The 20,666-nt window shown below is 60.8% G+C and carries 17 protein-coding genes; 11 read left to right on the top strand and 6 right to left on the bottom strand.

Annotated elements, in window-relative coordinates:
* The first annotated feature begins 42 nt into the window (after positions 1–42).
* Together HUO14_RS09390 and HUO14_RS09385 are read left to right on the top strand one after the other, a co-directional pair.
* The gene (locus HUO14_RS09390; protein ID WP_246255469.1) at positions 43–945 is read left to right on the top strand and encodes an ATP-grasp fold amidoligase family protein; all 903 of its coding nucleotides are present in this window, start codon (positions 43–45) and stop codon (positions 943–945) included.
* Between the two features lie 122 nt (positions 946–1,067).
* Positions 1,068–1,940, top strand: a complete 873-nt coding sequence (locus tag HUO14_RS09385) for an alpha/beta fold hydrolase (protein WP_176279652.1) — start codon at positions 1,068–1,070, stop codon at positions 1,938–1,940.
* A 632-nt stretch (positions 1,941–2,572) separates the two neighbouring features.
* Here the strand turns inward: HUO14_RS09385 and HUO14_RS09380 are convergent.
* Positions 2,573–4,144, bottom strand: a complete 1,572-nt coding sequence (locus HUO14_RS09380; protein ID WP_176279651.1) for a cisplatin damage response ATP-dependent DNA ligase — start codon at positions 4,142–4,144, stop codon at positions 2,573–2,575.
* Complete coding sequence (locus tag HUO14_RS09375) at positions 4,144–5,145, bottom strand: ligase-associated DNA damage response exonuclease (protein WP_176280158.1); 1,002 nt, start codon at positions 5,143–5,145, stop codon at positions 4,144–4,146. The genes HUO14_RS09380 and HUO14_RS09375 overlap by 1 nt, the downstream gene beginning before the upstream one ends.
* 341 nt (positions 5,146–5,486) lie before the next feature.
* On the opposite strand from HUO14_RS09375, the gene ribB reads away from it, so the two are divergent.
* Both ribB and ribH read left to right on the top strand, forming a co-directional pair.
* Entirely contained in the window at positions 5,487–6,803 is a 1,317-nt protein-coding gene (ribB, locus tag HUO14_RS09370; protein ID WP_176279650.1) for a 3,4-dihydroxy-2-butanone-4-phosphate synthase, read from the top strand.
* Between the two features lie 91 nt (positions 6,804–6,894).
* Positions 6,895–7,317, top strand: coding sequence for a 6,7-dimethyl-8-ribityllumazine synthase (gene ribH / locus HUO14_RS09365; RefSeq protein WP_176279649.1), 423 nt, complete (start codon positions 6,895–6,897; stop codon positions 7,315–7,317).
* A gap of 53 nt (positions 7,318–7,370) precedes the next feature.
* On the opposite strand, the gene HUO14_RS09360 is transcribed toward ribH, so the two are convergent.
* Positions 7,371–7,889, bottom strand: a complete 519-nt coding sequence (locus tag HUO14_RS09360; RefSeq protein ID WP_176279648.1) for a hypothetical protein — start codon at positions 7,887–7,889, stop codon at positions 7,371–7,373.
* A gap of 225 nt (positions 7,890–8,114) precedes the next feature.
* Positions 8,115–8,681 (bottom strand): type 1 glutamine amidotransferase domain-containing protein, encoded by a 567-nt coding sequence (locus HUO14_RS09355; protein WP_176279647.1) that lies wholly within the window; start codon positions 8,679–8,681, stop codon positions 8,115–8,117.
* A gap of 186 nt (positions 8,682–8,867) precedes the next feature.
* Between HUO14_RS09355 and HUO14_RS09350 the strand changes: the two genes are divergently transcribed.
* Positions 8,868–9,362 (top strand): Dps family protein, encoded by a 495-nt coding sequence (locus HUO14_RS09350; protein ID WP_176279646.1) that lies wholly within the window; start codon positions 8,868–8,870, stop codon positions 9,360–9,362.
* Positions 9,363–9,395: 33 nt separating this feature from the next.
* Positions 9,396–9,518, top strand: a complete 123-nt coding sequence (locus HUO14_RS16420; protein WP_281365393.1) for a hypothetical protein — start codon at positions 9,396–9,398, stop codon at positions 9,516–9,518.
* 75 nt (positions 9,519–9,593) lie between these two features.
* On the opposite strand, the gene HUO14_RS09345 is transcribed toward HUO14_RS16420, so the two are convergent.
* Positions 9,594–10,394 carry a class I SAM-dependent methyltransferase gene (locus HUO14_RS09345; RefSeq protein WP_176279645.1) on the bottom strand — a complete coding sequence of 267 codons (801 nt, stop codon included), beginning with the start codon at positions 10,392–10,394 and terminating at the stop codon, positions 9,594–9,596.
* A 138-nt stretch (positions 10,395–10,532) separates the two neighbouring features.
* On the opposite strand from HUO14_RS09345, the gene HUO14_RS09340 reads away from it, so the two are divergent.
* From HUO14_RS09340 to dnaE, 3 genes are all read left to right on the top strand, one after another.
* The gene (locus HUO14_RS09340; protein WP_176279644.1) at positions 10,533–11,441 is read left to right on the top strand and encodes an ImuA family protein; all 909 of its coding nucleotides are present in this window, start codon (positions 10,533–10,535) and stop codon (positions 11,439–11,441) included.
* Positions 11,338–12,885, top strand: a complete 1,548-nt coding sequence (locus HUO14_RS09335) for a DinB/UmuC family translesion DNA polymerase (protein WP_176279643.1) — start codon at positions 11,338–11,340, stop codon at positions 12,883–12,885. Before HUO14_RS09340 ends, HUO14_RS09335 begins: the two co-directional genes overlap by 104 nt.
* 142 nt (positions 12,886–13,027) lie before the next feature.
* Positions 13,028–16,750 carry a DNA polymerase III subunit alpha gene (gene dnaE, locus HUO14_RS09330; RefSeq protein ID WP_176279642.1) on the top strand — a complete coding sequence of 1,241 codons (3,723 nt, stop codon included), beginning with the start codon at positions 13,028–13,030 and terminating at the stop codon, positions 16,748–16,750.
* 43 nt (positions 16,751–16,793) lie between these two features.
* Here dnaE and HUO14_RS09325 read toward each other — a convergent pair whose 3' ends face one another.
* Positions 16,794–18,710, bottom strand: a complete 1,917-nt coding sequence (locus tag HUO14_RS09325; protein ID WP_176279641.1) for a putative bifunctional diguanylate cyclase/phosphodiesterase — start codon at positions 18,708–18,710, stop codon at positions 16,794–16,796.
* A 226-nt stretch (positions 18,711–18,936) separates the two neighbouring features.
* Here HUO14_RS09325 and hppD point away from each other — a divergent pair, with 226 nt between their 5' ends.
* Both hppD and HUO14_RS09315 read left to right on the top strand, forming a co-directional pair.
* The gene (hppD, locus tag HUO14_RS09320) at positions 18,937–20,037 is read left to right on the top strand and encodes a 4-hydroxyphenylpyruvate dioxygenase (RefSeq protein ID WP_176279640.1); all 1,101 of its coding nucleotides are present in this window, start codon (positions 18,937–18,939) and stop codon (positions 20,035–20,037) included.
* Positions 20,037–20,585, top strand: a complete 549-nt coding sequence (locus tag HUO14_RS09315) for a VOC family protein (protein WP_176279639.1) — start codon at positions 20,037–20,039, stop codon at positions 20,583–20,585. Before hppD ends, HUO14_RS09315 begins: the two co-directional genes overlap by 1 nt.
* Positions 20,586–20,666 lie beyond the last annotated feature (81 nt).

Here is a 20,666-nt window from a genome sequence, read left to right as displayed (position 1 = left end):
CTGTCGAACCGGAAAAGTCAGGCGGAGGGAACCGGAAACCCCATGATGCGTAAGATGAGCATGAACCTGCGGCGTCTGCCCTCCCTGCCGCACTGGCTCGTCCCCTCGGCAATCTTGCGAATATATATCATCTATTTGTGGCGGCATCGTCGCTGGCCGGACCTGATCAAGCCAAAACGGTTTTCCGAGCTTGTCCAGTGGCGCAAACTCCACGACCACGACCCGATGATGCCTTTTCTCGCCGACAAGATTGCCGCGAAAAAACATGTTGCACGCCTGTTGGGCGACGAATGGACCATCCCGACCTGCTGGAGCGGTCCGACTCTGCCCGAGCAGCCGTCCTGGCCCTATCCGTTCATCCTCAAGGCGAGCCATGGCTGCAACCAGAATATCATCTGCCGCGATCCGGCTGACTGGGAGAGTGCGCGGCGGCGGGCGATCAGATGGATCGACGCGCCGTACGGCCTCTGGCTCGACGAATGGGCCTATCGCGATATCCCGCGCGGCTATATCGTAGAACCCTATCTCGGCACCGCGTCGGCCCTGCCGGTGGATTACAAGATTTACGTATTTTCCGGCAAGGCAGCCTTGATCCAGGTTCATCTCGACCGCCAGTCCGACCACCGGTGGATATTGTTCGATCCCCAATGGAACCAGCTTTCCCGGCTCAACGATGTTGATCTTCCGCCAGCCCCTGAAAGTCTGGCGAAGATGCTGGATAGCGCAGAGAAAATTGCGCCCCGTTTCGATTTTGCCCGGATCGACTTTTACGAAATCGCCGGAGAGCCCAAATTTGGCGAGGTCACCTTCTATCCCGGGTCGGGTCTCGATCCGTTTGATCCGCCGGAGCTTGATCTTGCGATCGGCGCACGCTGGCTGGCCGGCTCTATTTCCGGCCCGAAAAGCCAATGTCCAAATCGACAGTGGGAGCCCCAGACAGCCTGAGCTGCCCGATGTCCGCACATTTCCGGTCATCAGATGCGATGCCTTCACCCGGACGCTTGTCGAACCCCGCCGATCATTCTAGGGTCCCGGTTCGACAATATCACCATCATCGGAACCCCCAAATGACCCTCAACGGCCCCGCCTCGCACAGCTATTTCTCCCAGCGGCTCAAGCTGCATTATGCCGACTGGGGCAATGAGGACAAACCGCCGCTGATCCTGCTCCACGGGGGCCGGGATCATTGCCGCAACTGGGACTGGGTGGCGCAGGAATTGCGCGAAGACTGGCACATCATCGCCCCCGATGTCCGCGGCCATGGCGACAGCCAGTGGAGCACCGACGGCAATTACGCGATCATGCCGATGGTGACCGATCTGGCCCAGCTGATCCACCAGCTCGACCTGTCGCCAGTCACCATTGTCGCGCACAGCATGGGCGGCAATATCGCGCTGCGCTACACCGGCCTCTATCCGGACACGGTGCGCAAGCTGGTCGCGATCGAGGGGCTGGGACCGAGTCCGGACATGCTCGCCGAACGCAACAAGATCGGGGAGCTGCAACGGGTGCGCGACAGTATCGAGGAAAAGCGCCGGTCCGCTGGCCGACAGGTCAAACGCTATCCGACATTCGACGACGCGCTGAACCGGATGCAGGACGCGAACCAGCATCTTTCCGACGAGCAGGCCCGGCATCTCACCACCCACGCGGTGATCCGCAACGAGGACGGCAGCTACAGCTGGAAATTCGATCCCTATGTGCAGCACTGGGACAGCATCGACCTGTCGCAGGACGCGATCCACGAGCTGTGGGGCAATATCAGCTGCCCGACCCAGCTGCATTACGGTGCCGACAGCTGGGCGAGCAATCCGGAGGGGGACGGCCGGATGCAATATTTCGGCGACAATGTGTCGGTGAAGGAATTTGCCGATGCCGGCCACTGGCTGCACCATGACCAGTTTGATGAATTTGTCGGGACGCTGAGGGAGTTTTTGTAAAAAACGATAGACAACAAATCTCTCCAAGCAAAACTCGCAAGCATTTCCAGAGAGAATTTAGGGAAATTCTTGATCGGCGCAATCCATGAGCTAACCGTGTATAATCGGCACCATTATGATGAAGCCGATGGGTTATCAAAAATTCGATTGGGGAATGAAGCAATTTATCGTCTTAGTGGTTATCTTAGAGTATTGGCGAGCGATGATCAGTTGATCGACCAACTGCTATTGAAGGGGATTGCAGAATCGTCGAACCCATTGACCGAGCGTTCAATCAATCGGATCCTATCCCATTTAATATGATTTCGGTGACTATTTTGACGGCAACTACCCCGCCCGCAGCGCTTTTGCTGCCAGCGGCCTCGCGCTGGGCGCGGGTGGAAGTGGAATGTATTGCCAAGAGGTGATGGGGAGACATTTCGCCCCTCCTCTTCAGAGGAGGGGATCAAGGGGTGGTGGCGATGCGCCAGCATCGCTCGCGTCAGCGAAGAGGATGGTTTAGGCTTCAATGGTACGAATACCAAAAGGCAATGATCCGACGAGAGAAACCACCCCAACCCCTCCTTTGAAAAGGAGGGGCTAAAAATCGCACTAGGGATGGCTCTCCCGCAGCAATTCCTGACCTACTAAAATCAGCCAATCATCGCCTGCAAGGTCGCAATCCGGTCGGCTTCCTCTGCCGGCTTGTCCTTGCGGATGCGGTGGATGCGCGGGAACCGCATCGCGAGACCGGATTTATGCCGCTTGCTCTTGTGGATCGAATCGAACGCCACTTCCAGCACCAGCGACTTCTTCACCTCGCGCACCGGCCCGAAACGGTTCAGCGTGTTCTGTCGGACAAAGCGGTCGAGCCATTTCAGCTCTTCGTCGGTGAAGCCGGAATAGGCCTTGCCGACCGGCAGCAGCTCGCCATCCTGGGTCCAGCAGCCGAATGTATAGTCGGAATAGAAGGAGGCGCGCCGCCCGTTGCCGCGCTGGGCATACATCATCACGCAGTCGGCATTCAGCGGGTCGCGCTTCCATTTATACCAGTGGCCGGTCACCCGACCCGCCAGATAGGGGCTTTCGCGCCGCTTCAGCATCACCCCTTCGATCGCCGCATCGCGGGCACCGGCGCGCATCACTTCCAGCGCGGCAAAATCATCGACATCGACCACCGCCGACAGGTCAAAATGGTCGGCATTGAGTGTGGGGACAAAGCTTTCGAGCCGCTGCCGCCTTTCGTGCCAGGGCGACAGGCGCAGATCATCCTCTCCGTCCATCAGCAGGTCATAGACCCGGACGAAGGCCGGAAATTCCTGCCGCATTTTCTTGGAAACCGTCTTGCGACCGAGCCGTTTCTGCAGCGCGTTGAAACTCGCTGCCTCGCCACCCTGGTCGGTGCCGCGCACCAGCAATTCGCCGTCGATTACGCCGTCGCGGTCGAACGCCTCGACAATATCGGGGAAGGACGCGCTGATATCATCGCCGCCGCGGCTGTAGAGCCGGGTCTCGCCGCCAAGATGCACCGCCTGCACCCGGATGCCGTCCCATTTCCACTCGACCGCATATTGGTCGAGATCGAGATGGTCGCCCTCGAATGGATGCGACAGCATGAACGGCCGGAAGAAGGGCGTTGCCGAAAGGTCGGGACGCTCGCCGCCCTTCTCCGCCCATTGAAACAAGGCTTCATAGGGCGGGTCAAGCGCGTGCCAGAGCTCCTCGACATCATCAAGCGCCACATCAAAGGCCTGCGCGAAGGCGGTCTTGGCCAGCCGCGCCGAGACACCGACCCGCATCCCGCCGACCGCCAGCTTGAGCATCGCATAGCGGCTGTTCGAATCCAGACTGTCGAGCAGGGAGGCAACAATGTCGGGAGCGGTCGCACGATTGGCGGCGGACAGCGCCTGCACGACCTCGTCGATGTTCGGGTCGCTCTGTTCCCGTCCCTCCGCTTCCGGCCAGACCAAAGCCACGGTCTCGGCGGTGTCGCCGACATGATGGCGCGACAGGCGGAACAGTTCGGGATCGATTCTTGTGCCCGCGAGATTGCGGATGGTGGCGGACTTGACCGCTGGAAAATCGAGACTGTCGGTCAGCGCCGCCAGCGCCCAGCCGCGATCGGGATCGGGCGTTGCGCGCAAATATGCGGATATCGCCGCCAGCTTGGCGTTGCGCGATCTGGTATAGACCAGACTGTCGATCAGGGCGGCAAAGCGGCGCATCAGCCGTCATCCCCGTCTTCGCGCCCGACCATCGCCAGCGCCCGCGCCTTGATCTGGTGCAGCTCGCACCAGCGCAGCAGGCCATCCTCGCTGCCATGGGTGATCCAGGTTTCCTTTGGCGCCAGTTCGCGGATCGTGGCGGTCAGCTCGTCCCAGTCGGCATGGTCGGAAATGACCAGCGGGATCTCGACCCCACGCTGCCGCGCCCGTCCGCGCACCCGCATCCAGCCCGAGGCCATGGCGGTCACCGGATTGGGCAGCCTCCGGCTCCATTTGTCGGTCAATGCCGAGGGCGGCGCGATGATGATCTGGCCGCGCATATCTTCCTTCGGCGTGTCCATCACCAACCGCAATTCGCCCAGCGAAACGCCGAGCTCTTCGTATAATTCGCACATCCGGACCTGAGCCCCGTGCAGATAGATCGGCTGGTCCCAGCCGGCGCGGCGCAGCTCGGCAATCACCCGCTGCGCCTTGCCCAGCGCATAGGCGCCGACGAGAATGCTGCTGTCCGGTTCGGCTTCCAGCCGGGCAAAGATTTTTGCGATCTCGCCCGCGATCGGCGGGTGCTGAAACACCGGCAGGCCGAAGGTCGCCTCGGTGATGAAAATATCGCAGGGCACCAGCGCGAACGGGGCGCAGGTCGGATCGGGGCGGCGCTTGTAGTCGCCGGTGACGACCACCCGCTCGCCCTGATATTCCATCAGCACCTGCGCCGAGCCCAGCACATGGCCCGCCGAATGCAGGCTGAACCGCACCCCGCCGCGCTCGAAGCCCTCGCCATAGCCGATCGGCGTCCCCGCCTCGGTCCCATAGCGCAAACCCATGATCGCCAGCGTCTCCGGCGTCGCCCAGACATCGCCATGACCGCCACGCGCATGATCGGCGTGGCCATGGGTCACGACCGCGTTTTCCTTAGGGACGGACGGATCGATCCAGACGTCGGCAGGTCGCACGTAAATGCCCTGCGGATGCGGCTCGATCCAGTGTTTCGCTTTTGCCATTGTGTAATAGCGTATTGGCGGGGGAAAGGTTCCGGTCAAGGGCGGGGGGGCTTTCACTCAGCCCCTCCTCTTTAGAGGAGGGGTTGGGGTGGTGGCGATGCGCAAGAATCGCTCGCGCCAGCGAACGACGAAAGTACCGATAGAAATAACTTTGAAATCGAAGGACCCTTTTCCGACGAGCGAAACCACCCCAACCCCTCCTTTAAAAGGAGGGGCTTAAATGCGCTTTCAGGATGACGAGAGCGCAACACATCATGTGAACCCAATGTGATATTCCCCCTAGACCAATCACACTCCAATGTGATATCCGATTCCCAACATCACATTGAAAGGCCGAGTCCATGAGCAAGATCCTGATCGAAAAACTGGTCGCCCTGATCGAATCCGGCGAGGAAACCCGTGCCGGCCTGGCGCGCGCCGCCGGGCTCCACGCCAACAGCCTGCGCAGCCTGGGGCAGGAGGACTGGAACCCGACGGCGGAAACGCTCGGCAAGCTGGAGACCTATCTTGCGCGCGGCGGCAGCGGGGTCATGGCGTCGGCGGAAGAGATTATCAACGAGGCGCGCAACGGGCGCATGTATATCCTCGTCGATGACGAGGACCGTGAGAATGAGGGTGATCTGATCATCCCGGCGCAAATGGCGACCCCCGACGCGATCAACTTCATGGCCAAATATGGTCGCGGCCTGATCTGTCTGGCGATGACGCGCGACCGGGTCGAGGAACTGGGCCTCGACATGATGAGCCAGAACAACCGCGGCGCCTATGAAACCGCCTTCACCATCTCGATCGAGGCGCGCGACGGCGTCACCACCGGGATCAGCGCCGCCGACCGCGCGCGCACCGTGGCGGTGGCGATCGACCGGACCAAGGGCAAGGAAGAGATAGTCACCCCCGGCCATGTCTTCCCGCTGCAGGCGCGCAATGGCGGCGTGCTCGTTCGCGCCGGCCATACCGAAGCCGCGGTCGATGTCTCGCGGCTGGCCGGTCTCAACCCCTCCGGCGTGATCTGCGAGATCATGAAGGATGACGGTGAAATGGCGCGGCTCGATGACCTGATCGAATTTGCCCAGCATCACGGCATGAAAATCGGCACGATCCGCGACCTGATCGCCTATCGCCTGCGCCACGACCATCTGACCGAACGGCGCGCAGAGGCCCGCTTCACCAGCCGCTGGGGTGGCGAATGGAATGCGATCACCTATTATAACATGGCCACCGAAAGCGAGCAGATCGTATTGCAGAAGGGCCATGTCGACCCCGAACGGCCGACGCTGGTGCGGATGCACGCGACCACCATGTTCCCCGACCTGTTCGCGCAGGACAACGGCCGGCCCAGCATGATCGAGGAATCGATGAAAATCATCGGCGAGGAAGGGGCCGGCGTGATCGTCTTCATCAATCCGCGCCAGCCCGATTTCTTCTCGCAGCAGGTCCGCAGCCTGGCGGGGGTCAAGCCGCCACCGATGGATCAGCAGCGCGACTATGGCGTCGGCGCCCAGATCCTCAGCGAGCTTGGCGTCCATGACATGGAATTGCTGACCAACACCAGCCATGATCTGGTCGGGCTCGATGCCTACGGGTTGCGGATTGTCGCACAGCGCGAGGTCCCTCCCAGCGGCAGCACAGCTGCAGATCGAGAGCTGGAAAACGCCTGACCGGCTCGACATCCTGAATGTTCAGGACTTCCAGCGAACATCCACCCTGTCCTGAAAAACGTTCAGGATATTGAAATTGAAAGAGACAAAAATGGCAAAATTCCTGATCGTCGAAGCGCGTTTCTATGACAAGCTCAACGACATGCTGATCGAGGGCGCGACCGATGCGCTCAAGGCGGCGGGGCACGAATATGAGGTCATCACCGTTCCCGGCGCGCTCGAAATTCCCAGCGCCATCTCGTTGGCGATCGATAGCGATCTCTATGACGGTTTTGTCGCGATCGGCGTGGTGATCCGCGGCGAGACCTATCATTTCGAAATCGTCGCCGGCGAAAGCGCGCGCGGTATCATGGCGCTGACCATGGACGGCGCGGCCATCGGCAACGGCATATTGACGGTCGAGAATGAGGATCAGGCGCTGGCGCGTGCGGACAAGAGCCGCAAGAACAAGGGCGGCGAAGCGGCCCAGGCAGCGATTGCGATGCACGAACTGGCGATGAAGTTCACCACCTGAAGGCAGAAAGTCGGCGGCGGCAGGCCTGGGCCCGCCGCCGCCAGAGTCTTGGCTTATTGAGTACCGGCGAGCGCGGCTTCGAACTGCTCTTCGGTCATCGAGATCGCAACACCGTCGGCATTGGTCATGAAGGCAGCAACCGGCAGTTGCACCGGCTGACCATTATGTTCGACGGTGACAAATTTGGCATCGCTTTCCTTGATGGTGCCGATGACCGCAGCGCCGGTGACCGATTTGACTTCGGTGCCGGGGGTCAGGCTGGCGAGCAATTTGGCTTTGGCGTCGGCAGCGGCTTTTTCGACCGCAGCATCAAGATCGACCTTGGTCATCATGATCGACAGTCCGTTGTCTTCCTTGGCAAAGGCGTCGGGCGCGAGCGCGGCCTTGTTCTTGCCGGTGTCCACGACCACCACGCCAGCGTCTACGAAATCGACGGTACCGACATCAGCGCCATTGGGACCGACAACTTTCATACCCACCTTTGCTTCGACAGTCGGAGCGGTATCTTGAGCCAGAGCCGGGGTTGCAGCAAGCAACGCAGCACCGGTCAACAGGGTTAGAAAGTTCTTCATATATCATTCCTTAATATTAAAAAAAATGGCGGTAATCCGCCACAGAACCCCGCGCTAAAAAACGATGGCCGGATTTGTTAAGGCGATTGAGGCAAGCCGAGCCATGCGTGGGATGAAAGGTGGTTGCGTCGCGAACATGCCGTTGCGCGCAGCCATCGGGGGGATTTACGCTACTGCGAGGCCGGCTCTTTTTGAGCCGGCCCCGGTTTGTGCGACTGGCCTCGACTATGCCGCTTTCTGCATCCGCTTGTGGATGCCTTCCTTGACTTCCTCGATAATCTTGGCGCTGAAGGCGTCGAGATCACCGGGGTCGCGCGACGTGATCAGGCCGTTGTCGACCACCACTTCGCTATCCTCGAATAATCCGCCGGCGTTGATCAGATCGGTCTTGATCGAAGGATAGCCGGTGACCTTGCGGCCCTTCACCAGATCGGCCTCGATCAGCAGCCAGGGTGCGTGACAGATTGCCGCGACCGGTTTGCCGGCACTGAAAAAGGCCTTCACAAAATCGACCGCCTTGTCTTCGACCCGCAACAGGTCCGGGTTGATCTGTCCGCCCGGCAGAACCAGCGCGTCAAAATCATCTTCGCTGGCATCATCCAGAGTCATGTCGACGTCGACGCTTTCGCCCCAGTCCTTCTTGTCCCAGCTCTTTATCGAACCGGATTCAAGCGACACGATGGTTACGTCCGCTCCTGCGTCCACGAGTTGTTTCCGTGGCTCAAAAAGCTCCGATTTCTCAAAACCGTCCGTCGCCAGGATTGCTATTTTTGCGTTTGAAATGTTCGTCATTTCTGCTGTCCTTTCGTTAGAGGTTACAACAGGTCTACGCAGCGGAAAGAGAATTGGTTCCCCCGCAATCCGGACAGGATGTTTCTCCCACAGTCTGGGAACCAAATGACAGGGGACGCGTAATTTTAGCAGATAACGCGCTCCGCCAGTTCGTCGAGCGCTTCATAACGGAAGGAAGATAATTTCATGACCACCACGATCAAATCAGCAGAACTTCGCGAGATGAAAACCGACATCAAGAAAGCCGATCGCGCCGAGATGGCCGCGAAGCTTGGGGATGCCCTGGCCTCGACCGTCGTACTCTATTACAAGACGCAATCGGTTCACTGGAACGTGACCGGCCCCCTGTTCGGCACTGTTCACCAGCTGACCGAAGGCCAGTATGAAGACCTTGCCGCATCGATTGACGAGATCGCCGAGCGGATTCGGGCTCTGGGCGCAAAAACGCCGGTTGGCCTTTCAACCTATGTGAAAAACAGCGTCATTGATGACCTGACCGAATGGGGCGACGTCGAAGACATGCTCAAACAGCTGACGAGCGATAATCTCGCCGTCGCCGACCAGATGCGCGAGTTCGTCAAAATTGCGGAGGAAGCCGATGACGTGTTCACCGCCGACCTCCTCACCGCGCGGATTGGTGCGCTGGAAGAAGCGTCGTGGATGCTCTCTGCCAACCTGTAATCAATCCCCTCACAAGAATGACAGGAATATTCTATGAAAAAACTAGATAAAACCAGCGCCCGTCAGGGCTTTACCACCCGCCATATGACTATTGTCCTTGGTGTATCGACGCTGCTTGCGATCGTTGCGCTAGCGGTTGTGACGGGTTTTGTCTGAACCGGTTTCAGAGTCCCAAGTGCCTCCTACCGCTCCTGCCTCGCGCAGGAGCGGTTTTTTATGGGATGGCCGTTTTTACTCCGGCTTGGTCAGCTTCAATATGAACCGGTCGGTCTTTCCGCGTACGGCAGGATCAAAGACATTCTTGCCATGATCATCGCCATCACCCGCGAGCAGATTTTCATCGCGTTCGACGATGAAGCCCGCCGCCTCCGCGACAGCCACCGCTAAAGCCGGATCAATCCGGTGATGGGCCTTATTGTCACCATCGGGATCGCCGACATGATCGATCAGCCCGAAACTCCCGCCCGGTTTCAGCTTGGCCTTCACCGCAAGCAACATGCCGGTTGCCGCTGTGGCCCCGTAACTATTGTAGACATCATGAAAATTGAGCGCGGTGATCGCCACGTCGACACTATCGTTGGCGACGCCAAGATCGGTGATTTCGCGGTTCAGCCGTTCGATCTGCGGCAAGTCATTAGCCGCGAGTCTGGCCGCTATTTCCGTTTCATAGGCGCCGTCACGTATTTTCAGCGCCTCCGCCGGATTCTGCGCATAGACCTTGCCTTCCGGCCCGGTCGCAATCGCCGCCGCTACGCTATACCAGCCGCCGGATGCGATCAGGTCGAGCACGACATCGCCTTTTTCCAAGCCGAGAAAGGCCAATACTTCCGCCGGCTTTCGGCTGGCATCACGGGTCTTGTCTTCGTCCGACCGGCCTTGTGCAGCGGTCAGCGCAGCCTGGGTCGCGGCCACGTCGATAGTCCCCATTGTCTCCGTTTCAGCGGCTTCATGATGCTTGGCCAGCAATGGCAAGGGCGCAAGGGCCGTGGTCGCAAGGCCAAGGACAGACAGTTTCAGCAAAGTGGTTTTCATAGCATTCCTCCTGTTGGACCATGTTCATCTTCCCCTCGCCTCCGGTCAAGCATTATGCGATAAAGCCTGTTGCGCCTGATCTCGCAAATCGTGAACAGGCTTGACCAAATCCGTCCGTTCTATATTTTAGAACAAATCATGAACAATATCGATTCGGATTCGGGTCAGGCTCTTGAGCCTTCACCGGACAACCCCTCTGCTGTGCCTCCGGCGATACCAGCCAAACCCTCTGTCTTGCGGGCGCGGCTTGCGAGAATATTGGCGGCGTCCGGTGTGAGAACATCGGAGGATGACGGCGCGCCGTCGCATTTCGGTTTCGGGGTCGAACGGATCGACGCCGCCTTGCGTGGCAATGCGAAAGCCGATGGTCTGCCGCGCGCGGCGCTGCACGAACTGCATGCAGAGAACAGGGATGACCGGACCAGTGCCGCGGCGATGGCGCTGCTGATGGCGCAGCGTTGCCGGAACCTGGATCAGGAAGCGCGCCCCGTCCTGTGGATCAGCGAAAGCGGCGAAGCGAGACGGCAGGGCCGGCTCTATCCGCCGGGACTGGCGGAACTGGGCATCGATCCGGACAGCATCCTCCATGTCGATGCGCCGGATGCTATCGCGGCGCTGCGCGCGGCCGCCGATGGGGTGCGGTCCTCGGCGATGGCGGCGGTGATCATCGAACTGGCGGGCAAGAAGCCCAAGGGCCTCGACCTGACCGCCACCCGCCGCCTGTCGCTGTCGGCGCAGAAGTCCGGCACCCTCAGCCTGATCCTGCGCTCCGGCAGCGATCCGGACAATCCTCTGCCGACCGCCGCCTTCAGCCGCTGGTCAGTGGCTGCGGCGCCGTCGCTCGCGCTCGAGGCCAACGCTCCGGGCCATCCTGCTTTCGACATCAATCTGCTGCGCCATCGCAGCGGTCTTTACGGGCTGAACGCCCGACTGGAGTGGAACCGTGACGATCAAGTCTTCCGCGAGCAGCAAGGCGCGCCGGATACTGGCGCTGTCCCTGCCCTGGCTGCCGTCCGAACGGATCATCAGGGCACACGGGCCGCCTGACCATCCCTTCGTACTGACCGAGAAAATCCGCGGCGCGATGGTGATCATGGCGGCGGACCGGCAGGCCGTGTCTCTCGGTCTGGGCACGGGCATGAAGCTCGCCGACGCGCGGGCGCGGGTGCCCGACCTGCTCGCCTTCGACCATCAGCCGCTGGCCGACGCCGACCTGCTGTCGCGGCTGGCCGAGGCCTGCGAGCGCTACACGCCAATGGTCGCGGTCGAGCCGCCTCATGCGCTGATCCTCGATATCACCGGCGCGGCGCATCTCCACGGTGATGAGGAAAGGCTGGCGCAGGATGCCGAGGACCGGCTTGATGCCGCGGGTTATAACGCCCGCTGGGCTCTGGCCGGAACCGCCGATGCGGCGCTGGCGCTGGCCCGGCATGGCCTGAAGGAAGGCGCGGAGGCGCAACTGCCGGTCGCCGCGCTGGCGATGGACGCAAAGACCCACCAGTCGCTGGAACGGGCGGGGCTGTACAGGATCGGCGATCTGGCCGAGCGGCCGCGCGCCAATCTGGCGGCGCGCTTCGGGATGGAGCTCACCTTGCGGCTGGACCGGATATTGGGACTGGAGGACCGGCCGATCGATCCGCTGCGCCGGATCGGCAATATCGTCACCGAGCGCCGCTTTGCCGAGCCGCTGACCCATATTGATGCCGCGCTTGCCTGCCTGTCGGAACTGTTTGCCGAGGCCGCCGAACGGCTCAACGAGCGCGGCCAGGGCGCGCGGATGATCCGGATGATGCTGTTCCGCTGCGATGGCGATGTCGCGCGGCTCGGTCTGGAAACCGGCGCGCCAACCCGCGATGCGCCCCTGTTCCAGCGCCTGCTGCGCGAACGGATCGCCGCGCTCAACGACGAACTCAATCCGGGCTTCGGCTATGATCTGATCCGGCTGAGCATTGTCGCTTCGGAGGTGCTGGCACCGCAACAATTGCGGCTCGAGGGCGGCGAGGACCGGCGCGGCGATGAGGTTGCTCTGGTCAGCCAGCTCAGCACAAGGCTGGGCCGCGACCGGGTGCAGAAATTTGCCCCCGCCGACAGCCATATCCCGGAACAGGGCCTGCTCGCGCTGCCCGCGCTCAACGCTCCGCCGCCGGTGCCGTGGAAGCGGCAGTCTCCCGACAATCCGCCGATGCGCCCCTTGCACATGTTCGACCCGCCGCAACGGGTGCAGGTGATCGCCGAGGTCCCCGACGGCCCGCCCTATCGCTTCACCTGGCGGCGCAAGAGCCATCAGGTGATGCGCTATGAAGGGCCGGAGCGGATCGCCTCGGAATGGTGGCAGCGCAAGGACGGGCAACAGCCGGGCAAGGGCGGCCTGACCCGCGACTATTACCGCGTCGAGGATGCCCGCGGCCGGCGCTACTGGCTGTTCCGGCACGGGCTTTACGGCGAAGAGAAAGCGAACCCGGACTGGTATGTGCATGGGCTGTTTGCGTGATGGAGAATATCTGTTGCCCTGAATCCGTTCGTGTCGAGCCCTTCGACAGGCTCAGGATAAACTTCGGCAGTTCCTGCCGAAGGCGAGAGGCCGTTAGCGGTGTCTCGACTTCGCTCGACACGAACGGATATGGCCCCTCGCAATGACGGTTTTCGCGGAACTCGCCGCCTCCACCCATTACAGCTTCCTGCGCGGCGCCTCGTCCCCCGCCGACATGGTGCTGCAGGCGATGGCGCTGGGTATGACCGGTATCGGCATCGCCGACCGCAACAGCGTCGCCGGTGTCGTGCGCGCCCATGCCGCGCTGCGCCGGGCGCATGAGGATGCCGCGGAGGAAGGGCTGCTGCTGCCGGATTTCAAACTGATCGTCGGATCACGGCTGGTCTTTGCCGACGAGACGCCGGAAGTGATTGTCTATCCGCTGAACCGGCGCGGCTGGGGGCGGCTGACACGGCTGCTCTCGACCGGCAATTTGCGGGCGGAGAAGGGCGATTGCTTTCTCTACGAGGCGGACTTGCTGGAGTGGTGCAGCGAGGATTGGGCGCTGATCATCCTCCCCGAAGCGCCAGCTTCGGGGAGGGGGACCGTCAGCCAGAGCGCAGCGGCGGCTGATGGTGGAGGGGCCGGCGGCGGGAGAGTCTTTGCGGAGCGGCCCCTCCACCATCCTGCGGATGGTCCCCCTCCCCATGCTGCGCACGGGGAGGAAATATTTGGGCGGCTTCGTTCCCGCACCCCCCGTGTCTGGCTTGGCGCGACCATGCCGCGCTCGGGGCCGGACAAGCGCTATCTCGCCAGATTGCACGGTCTCTCCCAGGCGACCGGCATTCCGCTTATCGCCACCAACGACCCGCTCTATGCAACGCCCGAACAGCGCCCGCTGCACGACATCCTCACCTGCATCGCCGAGAAGACGACGATCCCCAAGGCGGGCCGCCTGCTCGCCGCCAATGCCGAGCGGTTTCTCAAACCCCCGTCAGAAATGGCGCGCCTGTTCCGCGATCATCCCGAAGCGATTGCCGAGACGCAAAAACTGCTCGGCATGGTCGATTTCACGCTCGATGAACTCAGCTACCATTATCCCGACGAACCGGTGCCCGCAGGCTGGACGCCGCAGGGCTGGCTTGCGCATCTGACCTGGACCGCCGCCCATGATCGCCATGGCGAGACCCTGCCCGAACGGTTGCGCGCCAAGGTCGAGGAGGAATTGCGGCTGATCGAAAAGATGAAATATGCGCCCTATTTCCTGACCGTCCACGACATCGTCAAATTCGCCCAGGATCAGGGCATACTCTGCCAGGGGCGCGGGTCGGCGGCGAACAGCGCGGTCTGCTACCTGCTCGGCATCACCTCGGCCGATCCGATGGAGCATGACCTGCTCTTCTCGCGCTTCATTTCCGAAGAGCGCCGCGAACCACCGGATATCGACGTCGATTTCGAACATGAGCGGCGCGAGGAAGTGATTCAATATATCTATGCCCGCTATGGCCGCCACCGCGCCGGCATTGCCGCGACCGTGATCCACTATCGCTCGCGCAGCGCGATCCGCGAGGTCGGCAAGGCGCTCGGCCTGTCGGAGGATATCACCAGCCGTCTCTCCAGCACCGTCTGGGGCAGCCACGGCGGCAAAAAGCCCGACAAGCGCTTTGCCGAAACCGGCCTCGATCCCGACAATCCGGAAATCCGGCGGCTCGGCGATCTGGTCCAGCAGATCCTGCAATTTCCCCGCCACCTGTCGCAACATGTCGGCGGCTTCGTGCTGACCCAGGACCGGCTCGACGAGACCGTACCGATCCACAATGCGGCGATGGACGACCGCACTTTCATCGAGTGGGACAAGAATGACATCGACACGCTCGGCCTGATGAAGGTCGATATTTTGGCGCTCGGTATGCTGACCTGCATCCGCAAGGCGTTTGATATGCTGGAGAGCCTAAACATCCTCCCCGAAGCGGCAGCTTCGGGGAGGGGGACCGTCAGCCAGAGCGCAGCGGCGGCTGATGGTGGAGGGGCCGCCGCCGGGATCGCTGCACTGGAGATGCCCCTCCACCATCCTGCGGATGGTCCCCCTCCCCATGCTGCGCACGAGGAGGAAAAATGGACTCTCCAGAATATCCCGCACGAGGACCCCGCGACCTATCGCATGCTGTGCAGGGGCGACAGTATCGGCGTGTTTCAGGTCGAGAGCCGGGCCCAGATCAACATGCTGCCGCGGCTGAAACCGCGCGAATTTTATGATCTGGTGATCCAGGTGGCGATTGTCCGGCCGGGGCCGATCGAGGGGGAGATGGTCCATCCCTATCTGCGGCGGCGTTCGGGCGTGGAAAAGGTGACCCTGCCCTCGCCCGCCCCGCCGCATGATCCGGACGAGCTGAAATCCGTGCTCGGCCGGACCTTTGGCGTGCCCCTGTTCCAGGAACAGGCGATGAAGCTGGCGATCGTCACCGCCGATTTCTCCCCCGGCGATGCCAACAAGCTGCGCCGGGCGATGGCGACCTTTCGCAATGTCGGGACGATCCATCATTTCGAGGAAAAGATGATTACCGGCATGACCGCCAAGGGCTATGAACGGGATTTCGCCGAGCGCTGCTACAAGCAGATCCAGGGCTTTGGCAGCTATGGCTTTCCGGAGAGCCACGCGATCAGCTTTGCCCGGCTGGTCTATGTCTCGAGCTGGATCAAATGCCACCACCCGGCGGTGTTCGCCGCGGCTTTGCTCAATTCGCAGCCAATGGGTTTCTATGCGCCGGCCCAGCTGGTCCGCGACGCGCGCGAGCACGGGGTGGAGGTGCGGGAACCGGATGTGAATTTCAGCGACTGGGATAACCGGGTGGAGAAAAACATCCTCCCCGAAGCTTCAGCTTCGGGGAGGGGGACCGTCAGCCAGAGCGCAGCGGCGTCTGATGGTGGAGGGGCCGGCGGCGGGAGAACCTCTGCGCAGCGGCCCCTCCACCATCCTTCGGATGGTCCCCCTCCCCACGCTTCGCGCGGGGAGGAAAACTTTCTCCGCATCGGGCTGCGCCAGATCGACGGGTTTCGCGAAGCCTGGGCCGATCAGATCCGCGCCGCGCGGCCTTTCCGCACGATCGAGGAACTGGCCCACAAGGCCGACCTCCCCGCCCGCGCGCTGCGCCTGCTCGCCGATGCCGATGCCTGCCGGTCGCTGGGGCTCGACCGGCGGCAGGCGCTGTGGGAAGTGCGCCGGACGCCGGTCAATACATTGCCGCTGTTCGAGGCGGCACAGGCGAAGGAACTGGGTCGGGAGCAAGACGCACATCTGCCGGCCATGACCAAGGGCGAGCATGTCGTCGCGGACTATCAAAGCGTCCGCCTGTCGCTGAAAGGCCATCCGATGGAATTTCTGCGCGAGCGCTTGCGGGAACTGGGCGTGCTCAGCTGCGCCGAACTGGCCAAGGCCAAAAACGGCTCGCAGGCGAAGGTCGCCGGCGTTGTCCTGATCCGCCAGCGACCGGGCAAGGGCAATGCGGTGTTCATCACGCTGGAGGATGAAAGCGGCGTCGCCAACCTGCTGCTCTGGGCCAGCCGCTTCGAGAAAATGCGTCGGCCGGTAATGGCCGCGCGGCTGATGCTCGCCACCGGCGAGGTCCAGCGCAGCGTCGAGGGCGTGACCCATTTGATGACGACGCGGGTCGAGGATTATAGCTTCATGCTCGACGACATTTCCGACCGCGACCGGCCGGACATGCCACTATCCCGCGCCGACGAGGTGAAGCGGCCCATCTATCGCAACGAGGACCGCTGGGCAGCCCGGCAGGAAGAGCAGGCGACAGGACCGCAGCCCGCCTATCCCCGCCACGGCCATCCGCGCAACGTCCGGATATTGCCAAAGTCACGGGATTTTCACTAGCAGAGACCGATTGCAACGGCTTGCGAGGCACCGCTTGGCCGGATCATCCGCCCAACGCGTTGCGCCCGGCCTGTCTGAGAGGCACCCTATTATGCTCGTCAACTGCGCAGAGCAGTTGCATCCCGGTCATCGGCTTTCCGAACAGATATCCCTGAACCAGATGCGTGCCCGCCCGTTTCGCAATGATCAGCTGGATTTCATCTTCCACCCCTTCGAACAGGCAATCGATGCCCAGGGTTCGCGCCATACCGACCAGTGAATGAAGAATTTTCTCGGTCATGGGGTCGCCGACATCCGTCAGGAAAGACCGGTCCACTTTCAGCTTGCTGATCGGCAGTTCGCGCAGATAGTTGAAATTGGAATAGCCGGTGCCAAAATCATCAAGCGCCAGCGGGTGGCCACGTTCGGACAGGCGAAGCATATTGCGGGTCGCTTTGCCCGTATCCGCCATCATCGCCGTTTCGGTGATTTCAAATTCGAGCAGCGCCGGATCCAGACCGCTGTCTTCGACTTTGTCAATGATCCGGGCGATGATATGATCGGAAAGCAGGTCATTGCCCGAAAGATTTACCGATAGCGGAATCGGGTCGTCCCAGGATTTGAGGGCGGCCAGCGCCTTTTCCACCACAACAAGGGTGATATTGGCAATCAGGCCGCTTTCCTCGGCAATCTCTATGAAACGACCCGGCATGACAGCGCCAAGCGTCGGGCTGGTCCATCGAGCAAGCGCTTCAGCACGGACGATCCTCTCATGTCCCAAGTCAAATTGCGGCTGAAAGAGCAGCTCGATTTCGGCAGCGAAATTGGCGCCGCGCAGGGCCCGTTCGATCTTGTACCGTTCTGCGGCCACCCTGGCATGCTCGTCGCGAAAGACGACCACTTTGTTTTTACCGTTCTTTTTCGCATGCAAAAGCGCATAGTCGGCATCTCGGATGAGTTGTGCGTCGCTTTCTTCAGGGTTGATCTGCTGGCAACCCATAGACGCGGAAATCTGGATCAGCCGGTCTTCGATCAGATATACGCGGGCGATATATTCCAGCAGCCCCTGACACCAGGCATCGACAACAGCTTCTTCCGACATGTCGGGAAGTATGATATTGAATTCGTCACCACCGATACGGCTGAGATACGCCTTGCCACCACAATAATCCCGCATGCGGGTGGCGGCCTGTCTCAACAGTTCGTCACCGATCGAATGTCCGTGCCCGTCATTGACCGCCTTGAATCCGTCCAGATCGAGCAGGACAAGCCAGCTATCGACGCCCGATTCCGCTTCCGTCTTGCTCTCTTTGAACGTTTCGAAAAAAGCGCGCCGGTTCGGCAACCCCGTCAAACTGTCCGACAGCGAGCGATGCCGCATTTTTTCACCGAGATCCTGGGCTTCCTGAAGCCTGTTTTCCGCTTCATGCTTGGCAAAGGCTGTCAGGCCGAGCGCCCTGCGCAAGAAAAAGGTGATCGACATTGCGCCCAACACCGCAGCAAATGTGACGAACCCGTAGAGGACCATCTCCTCGGGAGCATGTTCCTGGAGCACATAATATAAGCCGGCAAGCACTGGCACGGTCGAGACAAGCGCTTGCCTAATGCTGGTGCAGGCCAGCGAGAATATCATGACCATGAGGATGAAATAGATCAGATTTTCCTGGGCAAATCCGATTTCCATCGCCAGCATCACATTTGCGAGCATGAGCAAATTGGCGATCGTGATGAAAACAGGTACCCTTGCAATGGCGACAGCATTGCCGATCGCCCACCAGGAGCCGGCAAAGACCATGCTGGCGACACTCGATGCTGTCGCGATTACCAGCAAGTTTGTGCCACTTTCCGTGCCGAAATGCACCAGCGTCAACACCATATAATAGATGGCGGCGAGCCCGAAATAGCCTTTCAGCATGGGGCGGTAAATCTGTTCTACGAACGGAGCAGTATCCGGAGTGGTCGAGGCGGGTGCAATGATCATGATTTACAGCGGCGAGGACATTCCAAATAGCAATATTGTACAATATTTACGGCCATATATCGAAATACTTAACATGCCCTTCGCAGGTGCAAATGACCGGGAATGATGCATGCTTTCGGACCAGCGGCACAAAGAATCCGGAACTTGCAAACCCGGCAGAAACACACTATAGTATCAGTTGTAACTATATTGCGTCTCCGCGCATCATTATCTCGAGGAAATTTTTGTGGCTGATCTGTTTGAAAATCCCGTCGGTCTGGACGGCTTTGAATTTGTCGAATTCTGTGCGCCCGAGCGCGGCGTGCTCGAACCGGTATTTGCGGTCATGGGCTTTACCGAGATCGCCCAGCATCGCAGCAAGGATGTCCATCTCTGGCGGCAGGGCGGGATCAATCTGATCATCAACTATGAACCGAAATCCGCCGCCTGGTATTTTGCCCGCGAGCACGGCCCCTCGGCCTGCGGCATGGCCTTCCGCGTAAAGGACGCGCGCAAGGCCTATGCCTATCTGCTCGAAAAAGGCGCCGAGCCGGTTAACGTGGAAACCGGGCCGATGGAATTGCGGATCCCGGCGATTCGCGGCATCGGCGGCGCAATCCTCTATCTCGTCGACCGCTACGAGGGCGGCGAGCGTGGCGAAAATCTGTCGATCTATGATATCGACTTTGAATATCTGCCCGGTATCGACCGCCATCCGGTGGGCGCGGGTTTCCAGATCATCGATCACCTGACCCACAATGTCTATGGCGGCCGGATGAAATATTGGGCGGACTATTACGAGACTTTGTTCAATTTCCGCGAGATCCGTTTCTTCGACATCAAGGGCGAATATACCGGCCTGACCTCCAAGGCACTGACCGCACCCGATGGCAAGATCCGGATTCCGCTGAATGAAGAAGGCGAAGGCGGCAAGGGCCAGATCGAGGAGTTCCTGCGCGAGTTCAACGGCGAGGGCATCCAGCATATCGCATTGATCTGTGACGACCTGATCGCCTGCTGGGACCGGCTCAAGAAACTCGGCGTACCCTTCATGACCGCGCCGCCAAACACCTATTACGAAATGCTCGACGGCCGCCTGCCCGGCCATGGCGAGGATGTGAACGCGCTGCAGACCCGCGGCATCTTGCTCGACGGCACCACGGACGGCGGCGAACCGCGTCTGCTCCTGCAGATTTTCGCCGAAGCGCAGGTCGGTCCGGTTTTCTTTGAATTCATCCAGCGCAAGGGCGATGACGGCTTTGGCGAGGGCAATTTCAAGGCCCTGTTCGAAAGCATCGAACGCGACCAGGTATCGCGCGGGGTGCTCAACGTAGAGGAGCCTGCCTGATGACCGCACCAAAGATCAACGGCATCCACCATGTCGCCTATCGCTGCAAGGATGCGAAAGAGACGGTCGATTTCTACCAGCGCGTGATGGGCATGGATTTCCAGCTCGCCTTTGCCGAGAATGAAGTGCCGTCGACCGGCGAGCATGATCCCTATATGCATATCTTTCTCGACGCCGGCGGCGGCAATGTCCTCGCCTTTTTCGAGTTGCCCGAGCAGCCGGACATGGACCGCGACCAGAATACCCCGGCCTGGGTCCAGCATATCGCCTTCAAGGTCGACTCCCTCGACGATCTGATGGCGGCCAAGGCCAATGCCGAGGCCGAAGGACTGGAAGTGCTCGGCCCCACCCATCACGGGATTTTCAAGTCGATCTATTTCTTCGATCCCAACGGCCACCGGCTGGAACTGGCCTGCGATATCGGCACCGAAGAAGAGATGACCGAATTGCGCCGCGTCGCGCCGGAGATGCTCGAGGAATGGAGCCGCACCAAGAAAGCGCCGCAGCACGCCGCCTGGCTCCACGAAAAGGCGCGCGACGAGCATTAGCTTGCCTTGCGCCGCATAAGCTCCTTTATTACCGTTCGTGTCGAGCGTAGTCGAGACACTGAGCCCACACGCACCGGTCTC

Source organism: Parasphingorhabdus flavimaris (assembly GCF_013371215.1).
Taxonomy (GTDB): Bacteria; Pseudomonadota; Alphaproteobacteria; order Sphingomonadales; family Sphingomonadaceae; genus Parasphingorhabdus; species Parasphingorhabdus flavimaris.
This window is presented reverse-complemented; position numbering and strand designations above follow the sequence as displayed.

Bases quoted from the DNA above. Each gene is read 5' to 3' on its own strand.
- HUO14_RS16420 (WP_281365393.1), top strand. From the start codon at position 9,396: ATGAAAAAACTAGATAAAACCAGCGCCCGTCAGGGCTTTACCACCCGC.
- dnaE (WP_176279642.1), top strand. From the start codon at position 13,028: ATGACGGTTTTCGCGGAACTCGCCGCCTCCACCCATTACAGCTTCCTG.
- ribB (WP_176279650.1), top strand. From the start codon at position 5,487: ATGAGCAAGATCCTGATCGAAAAACTGGTCGCCCTGATCGAATCCGGC.
- HUO14_RS09360 (WP_176279648.1), bottom strand. From the start codon at position 7,889: ATGAAGAACTTTCTAACCCTGTTGACCGGTGCTGCGTTGCTTGCTGCA.
- HUO14_RS09390 (WP_246255469.1), top strand. From the start codon at position 43: ATGATGCGTAAGATGAGCATGAACCTGCGGCGTCTGCCCTCCCTGCCG.
- HUO14_RS09315 (WP_176279639.1), top strand. From the start codon at position 20,037: ATGACCGCACCAAAGATCAACGGCATCCACCATGTCGCCTATCGCTGC.
- HUO14_RS09380 (WP_176279651.1), bottom strand. From the start codon at position 4,144: ATGCGCCGCTTTGCCGCCCTGATCGACAGTCTGGTCTATACCAGATCG.
- HUO14_RS09345 (WP_176279645.1), bottom strand. From the start codon at position 10,394: ATGAAAACCACTTTGCTGAAACTGTCTGTCCTTGGCCTTGCGACCACG.
- ribH (WP_176279649.1), top strand. From the start codon at position 6,895: ATGGCAAAATTCCTGATCGTCGAAGCGCGTTTCTATGACAAGCTCAAC.
- HUO14_RS09375 (WP_176280158.1), bottom strand. From the start codon at position 5,145: ATGGCAAAAGCGAAACACTGGATCGAGCCGCATCCGCAGGGCATTTAC.
- HUO14_RS09350 (WP_176279646.1), top strand. From the start codon at position 8,868: ATGACCACCACGATCAAATCAGCAGAACTTCGCGAGATGAAAACCGAC.
- HUO14_RS09355 (WP_176279647.1), bottom strand. From the start codon at position 8,681: ATGACGAACATTTCAAACGCAAAAATAGCAATCCTGGCGACGGACGGT.
- HUO14_RS09340 (WP_176279644.1), top strand. From the start codon at position 10,533: ATGAACAATATCGATTCGGATTCGGGTCAGGCTCTTGAGCCTTCACCG.
- HUO14_RS09385 (WP_176279652.1), top strand. From the start codon at position 1,068: ATGACCCTCAACGGCCCCGCCTCGCACAGCTATTTCTCCCAGCGGCTC.
- HUO14_RS09325 (WP_176279641.1), bottom strand. From the start codon at position 18,710: ATGATCATTGCACCCGCCTCGACCACTCCGGATACTGCTCCGTTCGTA.